The organism is Paenarthrobacter sp. NPDC018779 (assembly GCF_044391085.1).
GTDB lineage: Bacteria > Actinomycetota > Actinomycetes > Actinomycetales > Micrococcaceae > Arthrobacter.
Map to the genome: position 1 here is coordinate 303,520 of NZ_JBIRZS010000002.1, position 18,452 is coordinate 321,971.

General features: G+C 64.9%; 17 protein-coding genes, 1 other RNA gene and 1 riboswitch. Of the genes, 5 read left to right on the plus strand and 13 right to left on the minus strand.

What is annotated here, in order from left to right; translation table 11 throughout:
- Positions 1–71 precede the first annotated feature (71 nt).
- Both ssrA and ACH488_RS03715 read left to right on the plus strand, forming a co-directional pair.
- Positions 72–439: a transfer-messenger RNA gene (ssrA, locus tag ACH488_RS03710) on the plus strand.
- A 154-nt stretch (positions 440–593) separates the two neighbouring features.
- Positions 594–1,583 carry a S1C family serine protease gene (locus ACH488_RS03715; RefSeq protein ID WP_397322346.1) on the plus strand — a complete coding sequence of 330 codons (990 nt, stop codon included), beginning with the start codon at positions 594–596 and terminating at the stop codon, positions 1,581–1,583.
- On the opposite strand, the gene ACH488_RS03720 is transcribed toward ACH488_RS03715, so the two are convergent.
- Positions 1,580–1,906: a hypothetical protein gene (locus tag ACH488_RS03720; RefSeq protein WP_397322523.1), complete on the minus strand. Its 327-nt coding sequence runs from the start codon at positions 1,904–1,906 to the stop codon at positions 1,580–1,582. The genes ACH488_RS03715 and ACH488_RS03720 overlap by 4 nt on opposite strands.
- A gap of 75 nt (positions 1,907–1,981) precedes the next feature.
- Here ACH488_RS03720 and ACH488_RS03725 point away from each other — a divergent pair, with 75 nt between their 5' ends.
- Positions 1,982–3,424 (plus strand): MFS transporter, encoded by a 1,443-nt coding sequence (locus ACH488_RS03725; RefSeq protein ID WP_397322347.1) that lies wholly within the window; start codon positions 1,982–1,984, stop codon positions 3,422–3,424.
- A gap of 18 nt (positions 3,425–3,442) precedes the next feature.
- Here the strand turns inward: ACH488_RS03725 and ACH488_RS03730 are convergent, their stop codons facing one another.
- The 7 genes from ACH488_RS03730 to ACH488_RS03760 form a co-directional block, all read right to left on the minus strand.
- Positions 3,443–4,156 carry a metal-dependent transcriptional regulator gene (locus ACH488_RS03730; RefSeq protein WP_397322348.1) on the minus strand — a complete coding sequence of 238 codons (714 nt, stop codon included), beginning with the start codon at positions 4,154–4,156 and terminating at the stop codon, positions 3,443–3,445.
- A 27-nt stretch (positions 4,157–4,183) separates the two neighbouring features.
- On the minus strand, positions 4,184–4,972 hold the full coding sequence (locus tag ACH488_RS03735) for a class I SAM-dependent methyltransferase (RefSeq protein ID WP_397322349.1): 789 nt from the start codon (positions 4,970–4,972) through the stop codon (positions 4,184–4,186).
- An 89-nt stretch (positions 4,973–5,061) separates the two neighbouring features.
- Positions 5,062–6,456, minus strand: a complete 1,395-nt coding sequence (locus ACH488_RS03740) for an aminotransferase class V-fold PLP-dependent enzyme (protein WP_397322350.1) — start codon at positions 6,454–6,456, stop codon at positions 5,062–5,064.
- 33 nt (positions 6,457–6,489) lie between these two features.
- Positions 6,490–6,603, minus strand: a riboswitch (SAM riboswitch).
- Positions 6,604–6,748: 145 nt separating this feature from the next.
- Positions 6,749–7,561 (minus strand): histidinol-phosphatase, encoded by an 813-nt coding sequence (gene hisN / locus ACH488_RS03745; RefSeq protein ID WP_397322351.1) that lies wholly within the window; start codon positions 7,559–7,561, stop codon positions 6,749–6,751.
- 54 nt (positions 7,562–7,615) lie between these two features.
- A complete protein-coding gene (locus tag ACH488_RS03750) occupies positions 7,616–8,731 on the minus strand; it encodes a ribosome small subunit-dependent GTPase A (RefSeq protein WP_397322352.1) in 1,116 nt (371 codons plus the stop codon).
- Between the two features lie 2 nt (positions 8,732–8,733).
- On the minus strand, positions 8,734–10,113 hold the full coding sequence (aroA, locus tag ACH488_RS03755; protein ID WP_397322353.1) for a 3-phosphoshikimate 1-carboxyvinyltransferase: 1,380 nt from the start codon (positions 10,111–10,113) through the stop codon (positions 8,734–8,736).
- Between the two features lie 6 nt (positions 10,114–10,119).
- Positions 10,120–10,635, minus strand: coding sequence for a DoxX family membrane protein (locus tag ACH488_RS03760; RefSeq protein WP_397322354.1), 516 nt, complete (start codon positions 10,633–10,635; stop codon positions 10,120–10,122).
- A 180-nt stretch (positions 10,636–10,815) separates the two neighbouring features.
- Between ACH488_RS03760 and ACH488_RS03765 the strand changes: the two genes are divergently transcribed.
- Positions 10,816–11,613, plus strand: coding sequence for a sigma-70 family RNA polymerase sigma factor (locus tag ACH488_RS03765; protein WP_397322356.1), 798 nt, complete (start codon positions 10,816–10,818; stop codon positions 11,611–11,613).
- Entirely contained in the window at positions 11,610–11,870 is a 261-nt protein-coding gene (gene rsrA, locus ACH488_RS03770; RefSeq protein WP_387435803.1) for a mycothiol system anti-sigma-R factor, read from the plus strand. The genes ACH488_RS03765 and rsrA overlap by 4 nt, the downstream gene beginning before the upstream one ends.
- 102 nt (positions 11,871–11,972) lie before the next feature.
- Here the strand turns inward: rsrA and ACH488_RS03775 are convergent, their stop codons facing one another.
- The 5 genes from ACH488_RS03775 to ACH488_RS03795 all read right to left on the minus strand — a co-directional run bounded on the left by ACH488_RS03775 (position 11,973) and on the right by ACH488_RS03795 (position 18,269).
- Positions 11,973–12,047 carry a 50S ribosomal protein bL37 gene (locus ACH488_RS03775; protein WP_369299106.1) on the minus strand — a complete coding sequence of 25 codons (75 nt, stop codon included), beginning with the start codon at positions 12,045–12,047 and terminating at the stop codon, positions 11,973–11,975.
- A gap of 90 nt (positions 12,048–12,137) precedes the next feature.
- Complete coding sequence (locus tag ACH488_RS03780) at positions 12,138–12,755, minus strand: PadR family transcriptional regulator (RefSeq protein WP_397322358.1); 618 nt, start codon at positions 12,753–12,755, stop codon at positions 12,138–12,140.
- On the minus strand, positions 12,755–13,603 hold the full coding sequence (locus ACH488_RS03785; protein ID WP_397322359.1) for a DUF4097 family beta strand repeat-containing protein: 849 nt from the start codon (positions 13,601–13,603) through the stop codon (positions 12,755–12,757). Before ACH488_RS03785 ends, ACH488_RS03780 begins: the two co-directional genes overlap by 1 nt.
- A 124-nt stretch (positions 13,604–13,727) precedes the next feature.
- On the minus strand, positions 13,728–14,327 hold the full coding sequence (locus tag ACH488_RS03790; protein WP_397322524.1) for a GDSL-type esterase/lipase family protein: 600 nt from the start codon (positions 14,325–14,327) through the stop codon (positions 13,728–13,730).
- A gap of 138 nt (positions 14,328–14,465) precedes the next feature.
- Complete coding sequence (locus ACH488_RS03795; RefSeq protein WP_397322360.1) at positions 14,466–18,269, minus strand: multifunctional oxoglutarate decarboxylase/oxoglutarate dehydrogenase thiamine pyrophosphate-binding subunit/dihydrolipoyllysine-residue succinyltransferase subunit; 3,804 nt, start codon at positions 18,267–18,269, stop codon at positions 14,466–14,468.
- Between the last annotated feature and the right edge of the window lie 183 nt (positions 18,270–18,452).

The following is an 18,452-nucleotide window of genomic DNA, read 5'->3' on the forward strand; positions in this document are numbered from 1 at the left end:
GTTCCGGAAGATGCGTTATGATGGATAGTCCGGCGGAGCTTGGTGAGGCCGTCGGTTTGGTAACAAAATACGGGGATGATCGGTTTCGACGATGTTAGTCGCGACAGGTGAAGCGGGCCGAGGATGCAGAATTATCTCGTAAACGCTGTCTGCAAACCAATAAGTGCCGAATCTAAGCGCACTGACTTCGCTCTCGCTGCCTAAGCAGTAAGACAGTCCGTCAGCCCGGGGTTGCTATCGCCCCGGTTCCTGGCGTCATTTAGATAGCCACTGCTGTTTGCCTTCGTCATTGGGGTAAACGGGACTTTAGATGACTGGGCCCGGATCAGCCACCTGTTTGCAGGATGGCTGGGGCCGAGAAAATCCGACGCAAACTGCGCCCGGAGAAGCCCTGACAACACGACATCGGACGGGGGTTCAATTCCCCCCATCTCCACTGCGAAAGCCCTCGGACATTGTCCGGGGGCTTTTTGCATTAATGCCGATGCCAACAAGCGGCAGCCCCGTTCACCGACGGCGTATCCAAACGTGGACTACCAACCCCTTCCTGCTGGTTGTAGTGGATAAGCACGGTGGGTGGCAGGAGGCGTGTGATGAGCACCGAGCCGGAAGAACTCTATCCAAAGGGGCAGCAGGACGATGACCGGGCCCTTGACGACTACTCGGAGACGGTGATCCGTGTAGCGGACACTGTCACGCCCCATGTCGCCGCCATAGAGATGACCAGCAAGAGCCGCGCGGGCCGTGTGCGGATGGGCAGTGGCTCTGCAGTGGTTTTCACTGACGACGGCTACATGCTGACCAACGCCCACGTGGTGGCCGGGATCCAATCAGGCAGGGCCGTGTTTGCCAACGGGAAGCACAGCGAAGTCGAACTGGTGGGTGCCGATCCGTTGTCTGACCTGGCCGTGGTGCGTGGACTGAAGTCAACGCCGCCGCCAGCGATGCTGGGCAACGCGGACTCCCTGAGGGTGGGCCAGTTGGTGATTGCGGTTGGCAACCCCCTGGGCCTGGCGGGCTCGGTGACTGCGGGCGTGGTGAGCGGCCTTGGCCGTTCCATCCCTGTCCGCGCGGGAGAACACCGGCGGGTGATCGAGGATGTGATCCAGACGGATGCCGCGCTGAACCCCGGCAATTCCGGAGGGGCGTTGGCGGATACAAGGGGGCGGATCGTGGGCATCAACACCGCGGTTGCTGGATTGGGGCTGGGGCTCGCGGTGCCCATCAATGCCACGACGCGGCGCATCATCGCCTCGTTGCGAAAGGACGGGCGCGTGCGGCGGGCCTACCTCGGATTGGTCAGTACGCCCATTCCGCTCGATGCCAGTGCAGTGGTCCGCACGGGCCAAAAGGAAGGCCTTCGCGTGGTGGAGGTCATGGCAGGCTCTCCGGCCGAACAGTCCGGACTGGAACCGGGTGACCTGGTGCTCCAAGCGCAAGGCCGGGCGGTATCGAGCGCCGAGAGCCTCCAGAAACTGCTCTTTGCCGACGCGATCGGCCAGCCCTTCCCGTTGACGGTGCTCCGCGACGGCCGGGTAGTCCAGCTCCTCGCTGTTCCGTCCGAGATGGGGGAGTTGGGCTAACGGTCCTCGCGGACGTCCACGACCCCGACAAAGCGGCTGCCGATGCCCTCGTATTCGCTCCGGACATCACCCAGGAAAAGTTCCGGAAGCTCGGAATTTCTGTGGTGCCCGCAATAGACGAAGGAGAAGTCGGGCCACCACTTCTTGGGCCGGGCCGCCTCGGAAAAACCGCAGACAGCGCACGTGAGCTGTACCCAGACAGGACGCTTCCCGGTCCGGTTGGCACGGGACTGCACCAGCCACGGCGGCGGGTTGTCCTGGAGCTCGCGGAGGTCTGCCTCGGGCAGGCGCGACGGGATGCCGTGGCGCTGGGCCATTTCCATGGAGATATCGAGGGCCACGGCCACATCACGTCTGCTGATCACCACTCAACGATACGGCAAGCGTAGGCTGTGCTCATGACTGAACGGGAGGCCCTACAGCCGAGCACGCCCCTGCAGAAGAAGGTGCTGCTGGTGGCTATCGTGGCTTCCTTCATCGCCATCCTCGACGGTTTCGTGGTCAATCTCGCTTTGCCGGCCATCGGGCGTGAACTGGGCGGCGGATTGGTGATCCAACAATGGGTGGTGGATGCGTACCTCCTCACCCTCGGTGCCCTCATCCTGGTGGCCGGTTCCCTGTCCGACCATTTTGGCCGCGCCCGGATCCTCCAGTGGGGCCTGGCAGGCTTCGCACTGACCTCGGTAATGTGTGGACTTGCCTGGAATGGCGAGGTGCTGGTGGTTTCCCGGGCTTTGCAGGGTATTGCGGGGGCGCTGCTGGTGCCCAGCTCCCTCGCAATGATCGTCACGTCCTTTTCCGGTCCGGCGCAGTCCAAAGCGATCGGCCAGTGGTCCGGGTGGACCAGTGCCGCGGCGATCGTGGCACCGTTGATCGGTGGAGTTTCAGTAGACCTCTTGTCTTGGCGGTTGATCTTCTTCATCAACGTTGTTCCGGCCGCCGCAATCTGGCCCATGTTGGCTGGCCTGCGGGCATCGGATGCGGCCCGGGACAAGAGCAAGAGGATCGACTACCGAGGCGCCTTGCTGGCCATGATCGGCTTGGGCGGCCCTGTCTTCGCGTTCATCGAACAGGGCAGGCTGGGGTGGACCAGCCCCTTCGTGTGGGTACCGTTGCTGCTGGGCGGCGTGGCTTTGGGGTTCTTCCTGGTCCACGAGGGCAGGACCTCCGAGCCGATGCTCCCGTTAAGGCTCTTCGCGATCCGGAATTTTGGCTGGGGCAATCTCGCCACGTTGGCCATCTACGGTGGTATTTCCCTGGGCTTCTTCATCCTGGGCATCTACCTGCAGCAGGTGGGCGGCATGGGTGCCACGGCGGCGGGAATAGCGCTGTTGCCCGGGACCGTGATCCTGATGCTCGCCGCTTCCTACTTTGGCGGCCTTGCCGGAAAGTATGGTCCGCGGTGGTTCATGACCGCTGGACCCTTGTTGTGCGGGACTGGATTCCTGATGTCGTTGTCTGTCCAGGAGCCACTCAACTACTGGACACAGGTGTTTCCCGGCCAAGTGGTCTTCGGACTGGGCCTGGCGATTCTCGTGGCACCGTTGACGGCTGCCATCCTGGGCGCCGTTCCACCTGAAGAGGCGGGGATCGGCTCCGCGGTCAACAACGCAGTGGCCCGCATCGCCGGCCTGATCTGCATCGCCTTCGCAGGCTTGATCGTGGGTCCGGTCTTCACCCGGGAGGGCCTGGACAACGCCCTGCTGGTCACCGCGGGACTGTTCCTGCTCGGAGCGGTGGCTTCCGCCGTCGGAATCCGCAACCCGGCGCGCGACGCGGCAGGTGCGGCCGTTCCGGATCAAGCGTCCGACGACGGCGGTCCGCTGGGGGCGGCGTCCTGACCTTGGGCGGTGGCCGGCTCAGCGGTCGGCGAGGACGCAGCCTTCGTGCACGTCGGTGCTCTGCACCCACAGGGCCGAGGTGATTTCGTCCGCGAGGTCGTATTCCCGGCGCTGGGCACCGCTGCCGATCCTTACCACCAAGGCACCTCCGAAGGGCTTGCGGCCTACAACCTCGATGCGGGCGTCCAGGGCAATATCCTCGGCGGCCAAGTAGCGAAGCAGGTCCGGGTTCTCGTCGCTGATGCGCGTGATGCGGCCGGCGTGCCCTTGATCCAGTTCGATCATCCGGTAGGCGTGCGGGAGCTCCACGGAGCCATCGGACGACGGAATGGGGTCTCCGTGCGGGTCCCGGACCGGGTGGCCCAGCTTGGCGGACATGCGTTCAATGAAGGTGTCCGAGACTGCGTGCTCCAACATTTCCGCTTCGTCGTGGACCTCGTCCCAGCGGTAGCCGAGTTCCTCCACAAGGTACGTCTCGATGAGCCGGTGCCTCCGCACCATGGCCAAGGCCAGACGCATGCCGTCGGGCGTCAGGCGGATGGCGCTGTAGGGCTGGTGGTCCACCAGGCCTTGGTCCTTGAGCTTGCGCACCATTTCGGACACCGAGGAATTGGCTACGCCCAGCCGTTGGGCCAGCTGGGAGGACGTGATGGGCTTGTCCTGCCACTCAGTGAAGGAGTAGATGACCTTGACGTAGTCCTCGATCGAGGAGGAGGGCGTACTGGTCTTCACGCTCCAAGCCTACCGTGGCAGGGCGCCTCAGGCCTTGCGGGCCCGCCACGTCTGCGTCACGTACGGCAGGGCCAGGGTTTGGCCAGGGGCGTGGCCGAGGTGTTCGTAGAGGTACCACTCCAGGTTTCCCATGACCTTGGCACGGGTAGCCTCGTTGGCTCGAAGGTAATAGCTGCGCGACTTGGTCAATTCCATGATGTCCTCGGGGGACACCGGGTCCTCCCAATGGGTGACATGGCATTCCAAACCGGTGAACTCCGGACCGATGGCCGGCCGGAAGCCCGGTTTGTGTACGTCGCCGGCATGCATGATGCGTGAAAGGCGGTGCACCCAGGGGACGGAAGTATCCAATTGGTTCCAGATCAGGCCCAGGACGCCATGCGGACGGAGCACCCGGGCGATTTCCGTGCTGGCTTTGACGGGATCGCACCAATGCCAGGCCTGGGCAACACTGACGACGTCGAAAGCTGAGTCCGCCAGTCCGCTCGCCTCGGCGGTGCCCTCCAACGCATTGACCTTGGGGCACGACAGGCGCAACTGCGCCAGCATGTCCGTGGAAGGATCGACGGCGGCCACCTCAAGGCCGCGGTCCACGAGCAGCGTGGTGAATTTCCCCGTGCCCGCGCCGATGTCGGCCGCGGACTTCGCTCCGGCAGGAAGGAGCCAATCCACGGAGTCTGCAGGGTAGCCGGGACGCACCACATGGTAGTGCTCGCCGCCATCCTGGAAACTTTGCCCCAGTTCCTTGCGCCGGACCGCGTGCAGCTTGGGACCGCCGGGTTGTCGCGTACCGCTGGAAGGGCCTTGGGACCGCATGGTGTGTACAGACTCCTTTACCGCGAACGCCGGAAATACCCTACGAATTTACAGCAAGGCAGGGCTGGCCGGGTTCCGGCAAAGTGAGGTCAGTCCACGGTGCAGGGAGCAGCGCCCGCGGTACCTGGAGTGTTGGGGGCCCATTCGGGGTAGCTGCGGTGGTCGTTCGCGGGAACCCAGCGGCCCTCGTCCACCACGTAGTCCCAGCCCAACCCGGTACCCTTCAGCTCCTGGATTCCCTTGAGCAGCCGGGCAGCGTCCTCCAGCCGGGAGCCCACGCCGAAGCTGGCGCGAAGGGAACCGGACGGCAGGCCCAGGCGCTTGAGGAGCGGGTGTGCGCAGAACCGGCCATCGCGAAGGCCCACTCCGTGTTCCGCGGACAGGTAGGCGGCAACCAGGCCGGCGTCGAATCCCTCCACCGAGAAGTTGACCACGCCGATGGTGTCCGTGGAATCGCTGAAGATCTGGTGGACGGTGACCCCATCGATGGCCTGCAGGCCCTCCACAAGGAAGGAGCGGATGGCGGCCTCGTGGTCGTGCCAGGCTTGCTGGTCAAGGCCGGCCAGGACCTGCGTGGCCCGGGCCAAGGTGGCGGCGCCGAGGACGTTGGGGGATCCACCTTCATGGCGGGCCGGACCCGTCGCCCAACTGACGGAGTCCAGACGGGCTTCACGGACTGCGCCACCGCCGGCAAGGTGCGGCGTTCCGGCGTCGAGCCAATCGGGACGGCCTACTACTACGCCGGCACCGAAGGGTGCGTACAGTTTGTGGCCGGAGAAGACCACGTAGTCCACGTCAGCTTCGGCGATGTTGATCCGGCGGTGCGGTGCGAGCTGGGCAGCGTCAACCACGATGCGGGCACCGAATTCGTGGGCAAGGGAGGCCAGTTCCGCGATGGGCAGGATTTCACCTGTCACGTTGGAGGCGCCGGTGACTGCGAGCAGGGAGACTCCGCCTTGGGCCAGCTCGTGGCGCAGGTTGGCGATGGTCGCAGCAAGAGTGGAAGCGGCCACGACGCTGCGGTGCGGTACGCCCTGCCACGGCAGCAGGTTGGCGTGGTGTTCGATGTCCAGGTACAGGACCTCGCCGGTTGGCGTACCGTCGATCTGCGGAAGGCAGCCGGCCAGCAGGTTCAGGGAGTCGGTGGTGTTGCGGGTGAAGATGACGGAGTCGTCGGGGCGTCCGCCGACGAAGTCGCGCACGATGTCGCGGGAGTTTTCATAGACCGACGTGCTGATTTGGGAAGCGAAGCCGGCACCGCGGTGCACGCTCGCGTAGTACGGCAGGACCTCATTCAGGTACGCGGACACGATGGTCAGCGCCGGTGCGGAAGCTCCGTAGTCGAGGTTGGCGTAGCGGACGTGGCCGCCTTGGATCAGCGGGGCCTGCAGTTCTGCGCCAGTCACCGCGGCAAGGGGCCTGGCGGCCGCGGCTTCCTGCGTCACAGTGGGAAGGACGGTGGATTCGAACGTAACAGTGCTCATGGGACCTCACTCAAGAGGGACCCCCTTGCGGGGGATCCGCGCTTGCCGCATCCGTTCCGGACCGGCCTGGTCGTCACCCGGGGCACCCCACCGCGAATGGAGGGTTGCCGGCCAGCAAACCGGGGTTTAGCGCTGGCACTCGTGACCTGTAGTAGACATTAAGGCACCCCGCACGCCGGACACAAAGCCGTCCACTTTGTTAAGCACATTGTTACGAAGGATGCGGAAATGGCAGTTTTGGCGAATAAAGTGCGGCGGGCACCTCCCAGGGGAGGTGCCCGCCGTCGAAAATTCAGAGGAGATCGTCGATTCCCGGATTGAGGCGCTTCAGGACCTCGGAGTGCAGGATCGAGTTGGTTGCCAGTGCGTTTCCGCCGAAGGGGCCATCCTCACCTTCCAGGGAAGTGAACCTGCCACCGGCCTCCGTGACGATCGGTACGAGCGCCGCCATGTCATAGAGGTTCAGTTCGGGCTCGCAGGCGATGTCCACGGCGCCTTCGGCCACCAGGCAGTAGGACCAGAAGTCCCCGTAGGCGCGCGTGCGCCAAATGTCCTCGGTGAGGCCGAGGAACTCGTCAAGGTTGCCGCGTTCCTTCCAGCCGGAGAGGCTCGAGTAGGACATGGACGCGTCCGCGAGCGTGGAAACGTTGGAAACCTTCAGCCGGGTGGCCGAGGCCAACGAGCGGCCCATGTAGGCGCCCATGCTTTTGGCCGCCCACCAGCGCTTGCCCAAGGCTGGTGCGCTGACCACGCCCACCACCGGTTCGCCTTCGTCGATCAGGGCGATCAGGGTTGCCCACACGGGGACGCCCCTGACGAAATTCTTGGTGCCGTCGATGGGGTCGATGACCCAGCGCCGCGAACCGTGGCCGCTGCTTCCGAATTCCTCGCCGAGGACGGCATCGCGGGGGCGTGAACGGGACAACTGTCCGCGGATGGCTTCCTCGGCGGCCTTGTCCGCATCCGTGACCGGCGTCAGGTCGGGTTTGGTTTCGATCTGCAGGTCCAGGGCCTTGAACCGGTCCATGGTCTGGGCGTCCACGGAATCGGCCAGGACATGGGCCAATCGCAAGTCATCGTTGTAGCTGGAAACGGGTTGGGTCATGCCACCAAACTATCGCGAATCGTTCACGCGCCGGGGGAGGTGGGGCTCCGACCTTCAGTTGACGATGCCCAATTCCTTGGTTTCCTTGGCCTCCAGGCGGGGGTCGGCACCGAGCAGGCGCCTGAGCGAAGCCAGCCGGGCTACGCCTGAGGGGCCGGCGTTGCCTTGGTTGACCCACTCGTCCAGCCCGCAGTTCACTGCACTGGCGTCATGCTTGCAGCCGCGGTCGCAGGCTTCCGTGCCAGGCTCCAGGTCGGGGAAGGAATGCAGGATGCGGTCCGCGTCCACGTGGGCCAGGCCGAACGAACGGATGCCCGGGGTGTCGATGATCCAACTGCCGGAAGGAGCGTCCGCCAGTTTGAGGGCCAAGGCAGAGGACGAGGTGTGGCGTCCGCGGCCTGTGACGGCATTGACCCCGCCGGTTGCCCGTTCGGCACCTGTGAGGGCATTGACCATGGTGGATTTGCCGACGCCCGAGTGCCCCAGCATGACGGTCACCTTGCCGTCGAGGTGGGAACGCAGGCGGGAGACGGCGTCGCTGTCCAAACGTGCGGAGAGCCCGTCGTCTGAACGTGCGTCGATGCCGGAGGCCTGCGAATCCGCCGTGCGGCTGATGATGACCGGAAAGTCGAGGCTGAGGTAATTGGCCAACAGTTCGGCAGGATCCTTGACGTCCGCCTTGGTGACGAGGAGCAGCGGCTCGATGCCGGCGTCGTACGCTGCCACCAGGGCGCGGTCGATGAAGCCGGTGCGGGGCTCCGGGTTGGCTGCTGCCACCACCACCACCAATTGGTCCGCGTTGGCCACCACCACGCGCTCGATGGGATCGGTGTCGTCCGCGCTGCGGCGCAGGAGCGTCCGGCGTTCCTCGACGCGGACCAGCCGGGCGAGGGTGTCCGGGCCACCGGAAACATCACCCACGAGTGCCACGAAATCACCCGGGACCACCGGGTTCCGGCGCAGTTCGCGGGCACGTGCGGCGATGACCACGCGCTCATTGTCGGTGTCCTCACCAACCACGGCGGTATAGCGGCCGCGGTCCACCGTGATGATCCTGCCGATCACGGCGTCGTCGTGGCTGGGCCGGTCCTTGGTGCGGGGGCGTGAACCCTTCTTGTTGGGCCGGATCCGTACGTCAGATTCGTCCCAGGAGCGTGCGTCGCGGCCCATGGTCAGTTCGTGGCCCCGCCCGATGAAGCCTCCACCGGGGTCCGGCCCAGCATGGATTCCCACATCTGCGGGAACTCCGGCATGGTCTTCGACGTCGTTGCGATGTCCTCCACTTGAACGCCCTCAACGGCGAGGCCCAGGATGGCCCCGGCCGTGGCCATGCGGTGGTCGGCATAGCTGTGGACTACACCGCCATGCAGGGTGGCCGGGTGGATGATGAGGCCGTCGGCCGTCTCTTCGGCGTTCCCGCCGAGTCGGTTGATTTCGGCCACAAGGGCGGCAAGGCGGTCTGTCTCGTGGCCCCGGAGGTGCGCAATGCCTGTGAGGCGGGAGGGGCCCGTGGCCAGCGCGCACAAGGCGGCGACGGTAGGGGCGAGCTCGCTGGTTTCGTCGAAATCGGCGCCCAGGATCTCGGGTCCGCCCGTGACCGTCAGGGTCCCGTCCTCCAGTGCGACCTCGGCGCCCATGGATGCAAGGATGCTCCGCCACAGGTCACCCACCTGGGTGGTTTCGAGCGGCCAGTTGGGGATCCGGACGGTTCCACGTGTGGCAAGCGCTGCCGCGAGGAACGGACCGGCGTTCGAAAGGTCCTGTTCGATGCGCTGGTCGAAGGCCTTGATGGGGCCGGGAGCCACGCGCCAATGGTTCGGCACGGAATCGTCCACCTGGACACCGACGCTGCGCAGGACTGCGACCGTCATGTTGATGTGGTCCAGGCTGGGCACCGGCTTGCCGACGTGCTCCAGGTGCAGCCCCTCCGTGAAGCGGGCGCCAACCAGCAACAGGGCAGAGACGAATTGCGAGGAAGCGCTGGCGTCAATGACCAGGTGCCCGCCGCGGACTTCGCCGGAGCCCTCCACCGCGAACGGAAGGGCCGACGGCGTCCTGCCGCCTTCGCTGCGGACGGGCACGCCAAGCGCCACCAAAGCCTCGATGATGGTTCCCATGGGACGCTTGCGCGCGTGGGGGTCGCCGTCGAACACCGTGACGCCGGCGCGCAGGGCCGCCAGGGGCGGGACGAAGCGCATGACCGTTCCCGCGAGCCCACAGTCGATGGCTGTTTCCCCGCCAGCGGAGGACGGATCCATCGGTGTGATGTCCAGGTCCGGGCCGTAGTCGCCGTCGCCGGGTACTTCGGTGACCGTGGCGCCGAGCTGGCGCAAGGCCTGGATCATCAGCACGGAGTCCCGGGAGTGGAGTGGCGCCCGCAGTCGTGAGGGTCCGTCGGCCAACGCAGCCAGGACCAGGAAGCGGTTGGTCAACGATTTGGATCCCGGTACCGTCACCGTGGCATCCACCGGTCCCGTGGCATAGGGAGCGGGCCACAAGGGGAGGGGTGTGCCGTTCTTCGGGTCGGCGTTTGCTGCGGTGGTACCAGTCATGCTTCCTTATGCTCCAACTGCGTTATCTACGGCCTTGCGAACTGCTTTGTCTGCGCGCTTGATCTGCTTGCCCGTTGCTTTGCGGGCATCCGTGGCGAGGTGTTCGGCGCGCCATGCCAGGCTGGGGCGTCCCTCGGTGTCAACCGATGCCAGCAGCACGCCGCCCGTGAGGGAAATGTTCTTCAATAGCTGCGCCCTGCGCGCGCCGCGGGCTTCCTTGGTGCTGATGTCCGCCGAACGCCACTCGACATAGGTGTTCAGTGCGGACGTCACGGCCAGGACGGTGGCCGCGAAACGTGACAGCTTTCCCAGGCCGAGCAGGGCGCCGGCGCCAAGCTGGGCGCCGCCGATCACCCGTGCAAGGACCTTCTCATCGGCCGGGAACGGCAGGGACTCGGAGGCGCGGCGCAGGACCGGCGAGAGTTGCCGGGCAGTATCGTCCGCGTTCTTGAGCTTGTCCAAACCTGCGATGACAAAGCTGGACGCGAGCATGGGCCGCGCGAGAAAACGGATTACTGACATGTCTTGCCTCCTGGATGGCTTGCCACAAAAGTCACTGAGCGTTGTGTTCAAGGGGTGCAGTCTGCTCTAGTCTTGCACCTTTGCGGAATAATTACCCACCGGGACCCGTTGTGAACATCAGGCGCGGTGAAGACCGGGCTGCGGCATGGCGTTTGCCGCTTCGCGAATGGAGTTGGTTTTTTGACCCTGGTTGAGGACCGTCTGGATTTACTGGGGGCCCGGGTACCGGCGCAGCCGGATTCCCTGAAGCTGACAGTAGACTTGGCTTCGATGAGCACCATTGAACCGGCCGCAGCGGCCATGGACCAGGCAGCCGGAGGGTTGGACGACGCCGGGGCGGTCACCGACGTCGATCCCGCCAAGGAGACACCCGAACAGCGGCGGGAGCGCTTTGAGCGCGACGCCATGCAGTATGTGGACCAGTTGTACTCGGCGGCCATGCGCATGGCGCGGAACCCGTCCGATGCCGAAGACCTGGTCCAGGAGGCCTATACCAAGGCGTTCTCGGCTTTCCACCAGTACAAGCCGGGGACCAACCTCAAGGCGTGGCTGTACCGGATCCTGACGAACACCTACATCAACCTCTACCGGAAGCGCCAGCGCGAGCCCTTGCAGTCCAACTCGGACACGATCGAGGACTGGCAGTTGGCCAAGGCGGAGTCCCATACTTCGTCCGGGCTCCGTTCAGCCGAAGCCGAAGCCCTTGACCATCTCCCGGATTCGGATGTGAAGAACGCCTTGCAGGCCATACCGGAGGAGTTCCGCTTGGCCGTGTATTTCGCGGACGTCGAGGGATACGCCTACAAGCAGATATCCGAAATCATGAACACCCCCATCGGTACCGTCATGTCGCGACTCCACCGCGGCAGGAAGATGCTGCGGGACATGCTGGCGGACTATGCCGCCGAACGGGGCTTCAGTGCCCAGACAGAAGACCAGGCCTCGGCCGGTAGCAACAATCAGGAGAAAGAGAAATGAGCGACTGCCAGGGATTGGGCGATTGCGACGATACGCGGATGCAGCGTATTTATGAGTACCTCGACGGCGCCTTGACCCGCGAGGACCTCGGCGAGATCAAGCAGCACTTGGACGGTTGCGAGGAATGCTCCGAGCAGTACGACCTCGAGTGCCTCATCCGCACCATGGTCAAGCGCTCCTGCACCGAATCGGCACCGGAAAACCTCAAGAACTCCATTCTTGACAGGATCCATTCGATCAAGCCGGTGGACGCCTGAGACAGGCCCGTTGATGCCGATCCGGCCTTGAACGCCAAGGGCCCCGGAAACCTGATGGTTTCCGGGGCCCTTGCGGTTTAAGCCTTGACGCTAAGCCTGTGCTTAGGTGTTGGGGCGCTTGCCGTGGTTCGCGCCGCCGCGCTTACGGTCACGACGCTTACGTGCACGCTTGCTCATAGCTGGCCTCCTTCAATGATTGATACTCAATAAAGCTGCCCTCCAGTTTCGCACATCCGGGCACGGGCTAGCGAACCGGGACGGTGCTGGTCAGCCGCGCAGCGAATTTCTGATGGCGACGCGGGCCTGGTCCAGCACGGTGCGCACTGTTTCCAAGGTCACGGGGGAGATCGGGTGTGATGCCCCGTGTTTCCTGAGCTCAACGCGGACATCGTCCCTGAAGGATTGCACCATGAGCTCGGCTTCCTTGAGGATGCGCTGGCCTTCGGGCGAGTAACCGGAGGGCCGGCCGGGTGCCGCGGTGGCCGTCCTGGCACTGCTCCGCGCAGCTTCCGCCGTTGCCGCCAGGTCCGCCCGCAGGCCCTGCATGTTGCTTCGGATGTCTGCCCGCAGATCGTCGGCGAGCCGCCTGACGGAGGCCGAGATGTTGTCCTCTACATCGGCCAGTTCCTGGCGCCGGCGGTCAAGCTCCGCGCGGCCGGCGTCCGTGATCAGGTACTTCGTGCGCCTGCCTTCGGTTTCGGTAGCCACCAGCCCTTCCTCTTCGAGCTTGGCCAGCCGGGGGTAGATGGTTCCGGCGCTCGGGGAGTAGGTGCCGCCAAAGCGGTCGCCGAGGGCCTTGATGAGTTCATAGCCGTGCTTGGGGGCTGCCTCCAGCAAGGCAAGCAGGTACAGGCGGAGCGCTCCGTGGGCAAAGACCGGGGGCATCAGAGGCCCGCTTCGCCGGGGAACGGGTGCTCGCCCTCCGCTGCCGGCGCGGTGGCGTGCATGATGAACGTCTTGCCCGAGACCGTATTGGTGCGCAGCAGCATGAGCTTCTCGTCAGGGCCCACGATCGTGTGGACGTTGCTGCCTGGCTGGGCATAGAGCTGATCGTCAATGACAACCGATCCGCTGGCCGATTTCGCCACGACGTCGAGGCCCACGTCGTGGGGCAAGCGGATGGTGAGGTCGCCGGAGACCGAATTGGCGCCGAAATCGCTGGTGTAGTCCTGCAGGTCGAAGCTGAGGTCGCCGCTGACGGTCGTGGCCCGAACGTTCGAAAAGTTGCCCGAAGCGGTTACTTCGCCGGAGACGCTCTTGGCGGTCAGGACGCCGTCGTGGTTGCGGGCGATGACCTCGCCACTGACCGTATTGACGTGCAGTTCGCCACTGGTGCCATCGGCCATGACGGAACCCGAGACGGTGTTCAGCCGCACGCGGCCGCTGATGCCGGATACCAGGCCGTCGCCGCTCACCGTCCCCGCCTCGACGTCGACGCCGGGCGGAAGTGCGATCCCGACGATCACCGAATTGGTGCTCGTGTTGTTCACGGTGCCCATCAGGTTGCGGAACCAGCCCTGCGGTCCCTGCAGTTGATGGCGGACTTCGAGCCGGCCATTGACCAGCGTGACCGTCAAGGGGTCGCCGCTGATCTCGCTCACCTCGATCCGGACAAAGGGCTCATCGTGGGTCACCACGTCGAAGCGGCCCTTCACGATTCCCAGTTTGAGTGAACGGACATCGTCCACGTCGATGGTTTGCGGGCCCGTCACGGTCCATAGCTCGTCTGACATGATCCCTCCAGAGATGCGATATATCGCGTTGATAAAAACACGATATATCGCGAATCCCGGATTGGCAACGGTCTGATGGCTTCAGTCGACCCGTTTGCGGACCCCTGCACGTTCGGCGTCGTGGCTACTCCGGTTGGGCGATGTTAAGCCATTGGAACCAGCCGCGATGAAGGACCAGCCACGCAATCAACCCGTAGCCGGCCTGTCCCGGCGTGCCCCCGTTGGCTGCGAGGTCCGTCCTCCACTGCTCGTGGTTGAGGAGCGGCGAAAAAGTGTCAACGTAATGGTGGTTCCGCCGGGTTGTGACGTCGGCGAAGGCGGTGTTGAGCTCAGCCAGCCGCTTGTTGCGGGCAGGATCCAGCGTGGGCGGCGGCCCCACCACAAACACTTCCACACCGCTGTGCGACGCCCCGTCAAGGATGTTCGCCAGGTTCAGCCGGCTCCGCGCGGTGGACAGTCCGAACTCCAGGTCACGCCCGGACAAGCCGATGACCAGGCGGTTCTCGTGCGTATCGCTGAAGCGCCGGCCGGCCTCGTCCTGCCACCGGGCCGCCAGGCCTTCGGTGCCTTCCATGGGGCAGGGGAGCGAAAAGCATTCCACCGTGACGGATTCCTGCGGTGTACGGGCCAGCACGCGGCCCAGCCAACCCAGGGCACGGGGATCGCCCAGTCCGGCCAGCAGTTCATCTCCAACAGCCGCGATGCGCAGCTTCCTGTCTTCCACGATTACCTCTTCACACTCGTTACGGTCCATGCTCGGCTTATGCGGTCAGCGCCGGTTAGCGAACCGGGTATCTGTCCCATTAAACAGAAAATGCCCGGCCCGCGGCGCATGACAGCGCCCCGGGCCGGGCAGATTTCCTTACTTGCGTTCGAACGCCTGCTTGATCAGGGTGTCCTGTTCGGCGGCGTGGCGCTTCATGGAGCCTGCCGCGGTGGATGCAGAAGCCGGGCGCGATACCAGGCGGACCTTGCGGTCCAGCTCGGGCGCCAGGTTGAGGCCCATGAACGGCCACGGACCCTGGTTGGCCGGCTCATCCTGTGCCCACACGATGTCCGCGTTGGGGTACTTGGCAAGCTCTGCCTCGATCTCGGCCTTGGGCAGCGGGTAGAGCTGCTCAACGCGGATGATCGCGGTGGAGGTATCGCCGGACTTCTGCCGGTTGGACAGAAGGTCGTAGTACAAACGGCCGGAGACCAGGATGACGCGGTCAACGTTGGCAGCCTGGACTTCGTTCTCGCCGATCACCGGCTTGAAGCCACCGGTGGTGAAATCCTCGACGGCGGAAGCGGCGCCCTTGAGGCGGAGCAGCTGCTTCGGCGTGAAGATGATCAACGGCTTGCGCGGGCGGCTGTAGGCCTGGCGGCGCAGCAGGTGGAAGTGCGAGGCCGCCGTGGTCGGGTTGGCGACGATCATGTTGTCCTCGGCGCACAGCTGAAGGAAGCGCTCGATGCGTGCCGACGAGTGGTCGGGTCCCTGGCCTTCGTAGCCGTGCGGCAGCATCAGGACCAAGGAGGAGCGCTGGCCCCACTTCTGCTCAGCCGAGGAGATGAACTCATCGATGATGGTCTGTGCACCGTTGACGAAGTCGCCGAACTGGGCCTCCCACAGCACCAGGGCATCCGGGCGCTCTACCGAGTAGCCGTATTCGAAGCCCATGGCTGCGTATTCGGACAGCAGGGAGTCGTAGATCCAGAGCTTGGCCTGGTTGTCCGAGAGGTTGCCCAGGGGGAGCCACTCGTTGCCGTTGGCGCGGTCGTGGAACACCGCGTGGCGCTGCACGAACGTACCGCGGCGGGAGTCCTGGCCGGCGAGGCGGACGGGCACACCCTCCATGATGAGCGAGCCAAAGGCTGCGATTTCGCCGAAGCCCCAGTCGATGCCGCCTTCGCGGGACATCTGCTCGCGCTTCTCAAGGAGTTGCTTGAGCTTGGAGTGGACCGTGAAGCCGTCCGGGATTTCCAGGTGGGCCTTGCCGATGCGGGCCAGGGTGTCCGTGGAAATCGCCGTGGAGGCAGGCGAGTTGGTGCCGAAGTCGGCCTGCTGGGCGATGGGGCGCTCGATGTCCGAGACCGCCGCGGAATCCGCGGTGATGATCGGGATCGGGGAGGTCTGGGCGGCGTGCGTCTCCGCGAACACGCGTTCCAGGCGTTCCTGGTAGTCGCGGAGCAGCTGCTCTGCTTCTTCCTCGGTGATGTCGCCACGGCCGATGAGCGATTCGGTGTACAGCTTGCGGACGGAGCGCTTGGCTTCGATCAGGTTGTACATCAGCGGCTGGGTCATCGAGGGGTCGTCGCCCTCGTTGTGGCCACGGCGGCGGTAGCACACCATGTCGATGACAACATCCTTGTGGAAACGCTGGCGGAACTGGTACGCCAGCTGGGCCACGCGGACCACGGCCTCGGGGTCGTCGCCGTTCACGTGGAACACCGGCGCCTGGATCATCTTGGCGACGTCCGTGGAGTACGTGGACGAGCGTGAGGAGGACGGAGCCGTGGTGAAGCCAACCTGGTTGTTGACGATGACGTGGATAGTGCCACCGGTACGGTAGCCACGCAGCTGGGAGAGGTTCAGCGTTTCGGCTACCACGCCCTGGCCGGCGAAAGCGGCGTCACCGTGGACCATGATGGGCAGCACGGGGAACGATTCGCCCTGGTCCAGGCGGTCCTGCTTGGCGCGGACGATGCCCTCGAGTACGGAGTCGACGGCTTCCAGGTGGGACGGGTTGGCGGCGAGGTAGACCTTGGTCTGCTTGCCGTTGTCCGAGGTGAACGTGCCTTCGGTACCCAGGTGGTACTTGACGTCACCCGAGCCCTGCACGGAGCGCGGGTCCTGGGTGCCTTCGAACTCGCGGAACACCTGGGCGTAGGTCTTGCCCGCGATGTTGGTGAGGACGTTGAGGCGGCCACGGTGGGCCATGCCGATGGCGACTTCGTCGAGTCCGTCGTCGGCCGCGTCCGAGATGACGGCGTCCAGCAACGGAATCAGCGACTCGCCACCTTCAAGGGAGAAGCGCTTCTGGCCCACGAACTTGGTCTGCAGGAAGGTCTCGAAGGCTTCTGCGGCGTTGAGCTTGGACACGATGCGCAGCTGCTCTTCGCGGCTGGGCTTGGAGTACGGGTGCTCCAGCTCGTCCTGGAACCACTTGCGCTCGGCAGGCTCCTGGATGTGCATGTATTCGATGCCCGTGGTGCGGCAGTACGCGTCGCGAAGGACGCCGAGGATGTCGCGGAACTTCAGCTGCGGCTTGCCGCCGAAACCGCCGGTGGGCCACTCGCGGTCGAGGTCCCACAGGGTCAGGCCGTAAGTGAGGACGTCCAGGTCCGGGTGCTTGCGCTGCACGTACTCCAAGGGATCGGTGTCTGCCATCAGGTGGCCGCGCACGCGGTAGGAGTGGATGAGCTGCTGGATGCGGGCAACCTTGTTGATCTCGTCGGCCGGGTCAACCTGGAGGTCCGGGCTCCAGCGCACGGGCTCGTACGGGATGCGCAGGGCTTCGAAGATCTCGTCGTAGAAGTTCTGCGCGCCCAGCAGGAGCTGGTGGACGAGCTTGAGGAACTCGCCGCTGCCTGCGCCCTGGATGACGCGGTGGTCGTAGGTGGACGTCAGCGTCAGGATCTTGCTGATGGCGTTCTGGGCGATGATCTTCTCGCTGGCGCCCTGGAACTCAGCGGGGTAGTCGAGGGCGCCGACGCCGATGATGGCTGCCTGGCCCTTGGAAAGACGCGGCACGGAGTGGACGGTGCCGATGCCGCCGGGGTTGGTCAGGGAGACCGTGGTGCCGGCGTGGTCGTCGGCCGTCAGCTTGCCGTTGCGGGCGCGCTTGATGAGGTCCTCGTAGGTGTGCCAGAACTCCGCGAAGTCCATGGTCTCGGCCTTCTTGATGTTGGGAACCATCAGGAGGCGGGTGCCATCGGGCTTGGGCATGTCGATGGCGATGCCGAAGTTGACGTGGGCGGGCTGGACGGCGCTGGGCTTGCCGTCGATCTCGTCGTAGTACACGTTCATGGACGGGAACTGGGAAAGTGCCCGGACTACGGCGTAGCCAATGATGTGCGTGAAGGAGACCTTGCCGCCGCGGGCACGGGCAAGGTTGGAGTTGATGACCACGCGGTTGTCGATCAGCAGCTTGGCCGGAACGGCGCGCACGCTGGTGGCGGTGGGAACCTCGAGGCTGGTGACCATGTTGGAGGCAATGGCCTTGGCCGGTCCGCGAAGGACGGAAACGACGTCTTCCTCGGGTGCGGTGGGCGCCTTGGTGCTCTTGGGGAGCTGGGCCGGAATGGGCTGTGCTGCGTTGCCGCCGGAGGGCTTCTTTGCCCCGTCCCGGGCAACCGTGGCAGGTTCCTTCTTCGCCGGTGCGGGAGCTGCGGCAGCGGCGGGGGCTGCAGCCGGCGCGGCCGGGGGAGCGGCCGGCGCCGGTGCCGGTGCCGCTGCAGCCGGGGCTACAACCGGAAGTACTTGGGTGGGGGGATTGGCAGCTGCTGGGGCTGCGGAGGTTCCGTTGGAAGAAGTGCCGTCACCGGTGTCAAAGGATTCGAAGAGCGGCCACCACTTGGCGTCGACCGAATTCTTGTCCTGCTGATACCGCTCGTACAGTTCGTCAACGAGCCACTCGTTTCCGCCAAATTCCTCTGGTAGACGGTGGCTGGGCTGCTCTGGCACTTGAAATACGCCTCTTCCATGAGTGTTGATTTCCCGCTGGCCACGTTGCTTTTCCACAACAATGCGCCAGGGTCCGGGTCCCGCGAACTCAGACCCCTGTCAGTCTAGTTAGGATCGTTGGTTAACTGCCAATAGTGGTGACCTAAATCATGTTGCGGGCTCCAGTGAAGGATTTCAGGCCGT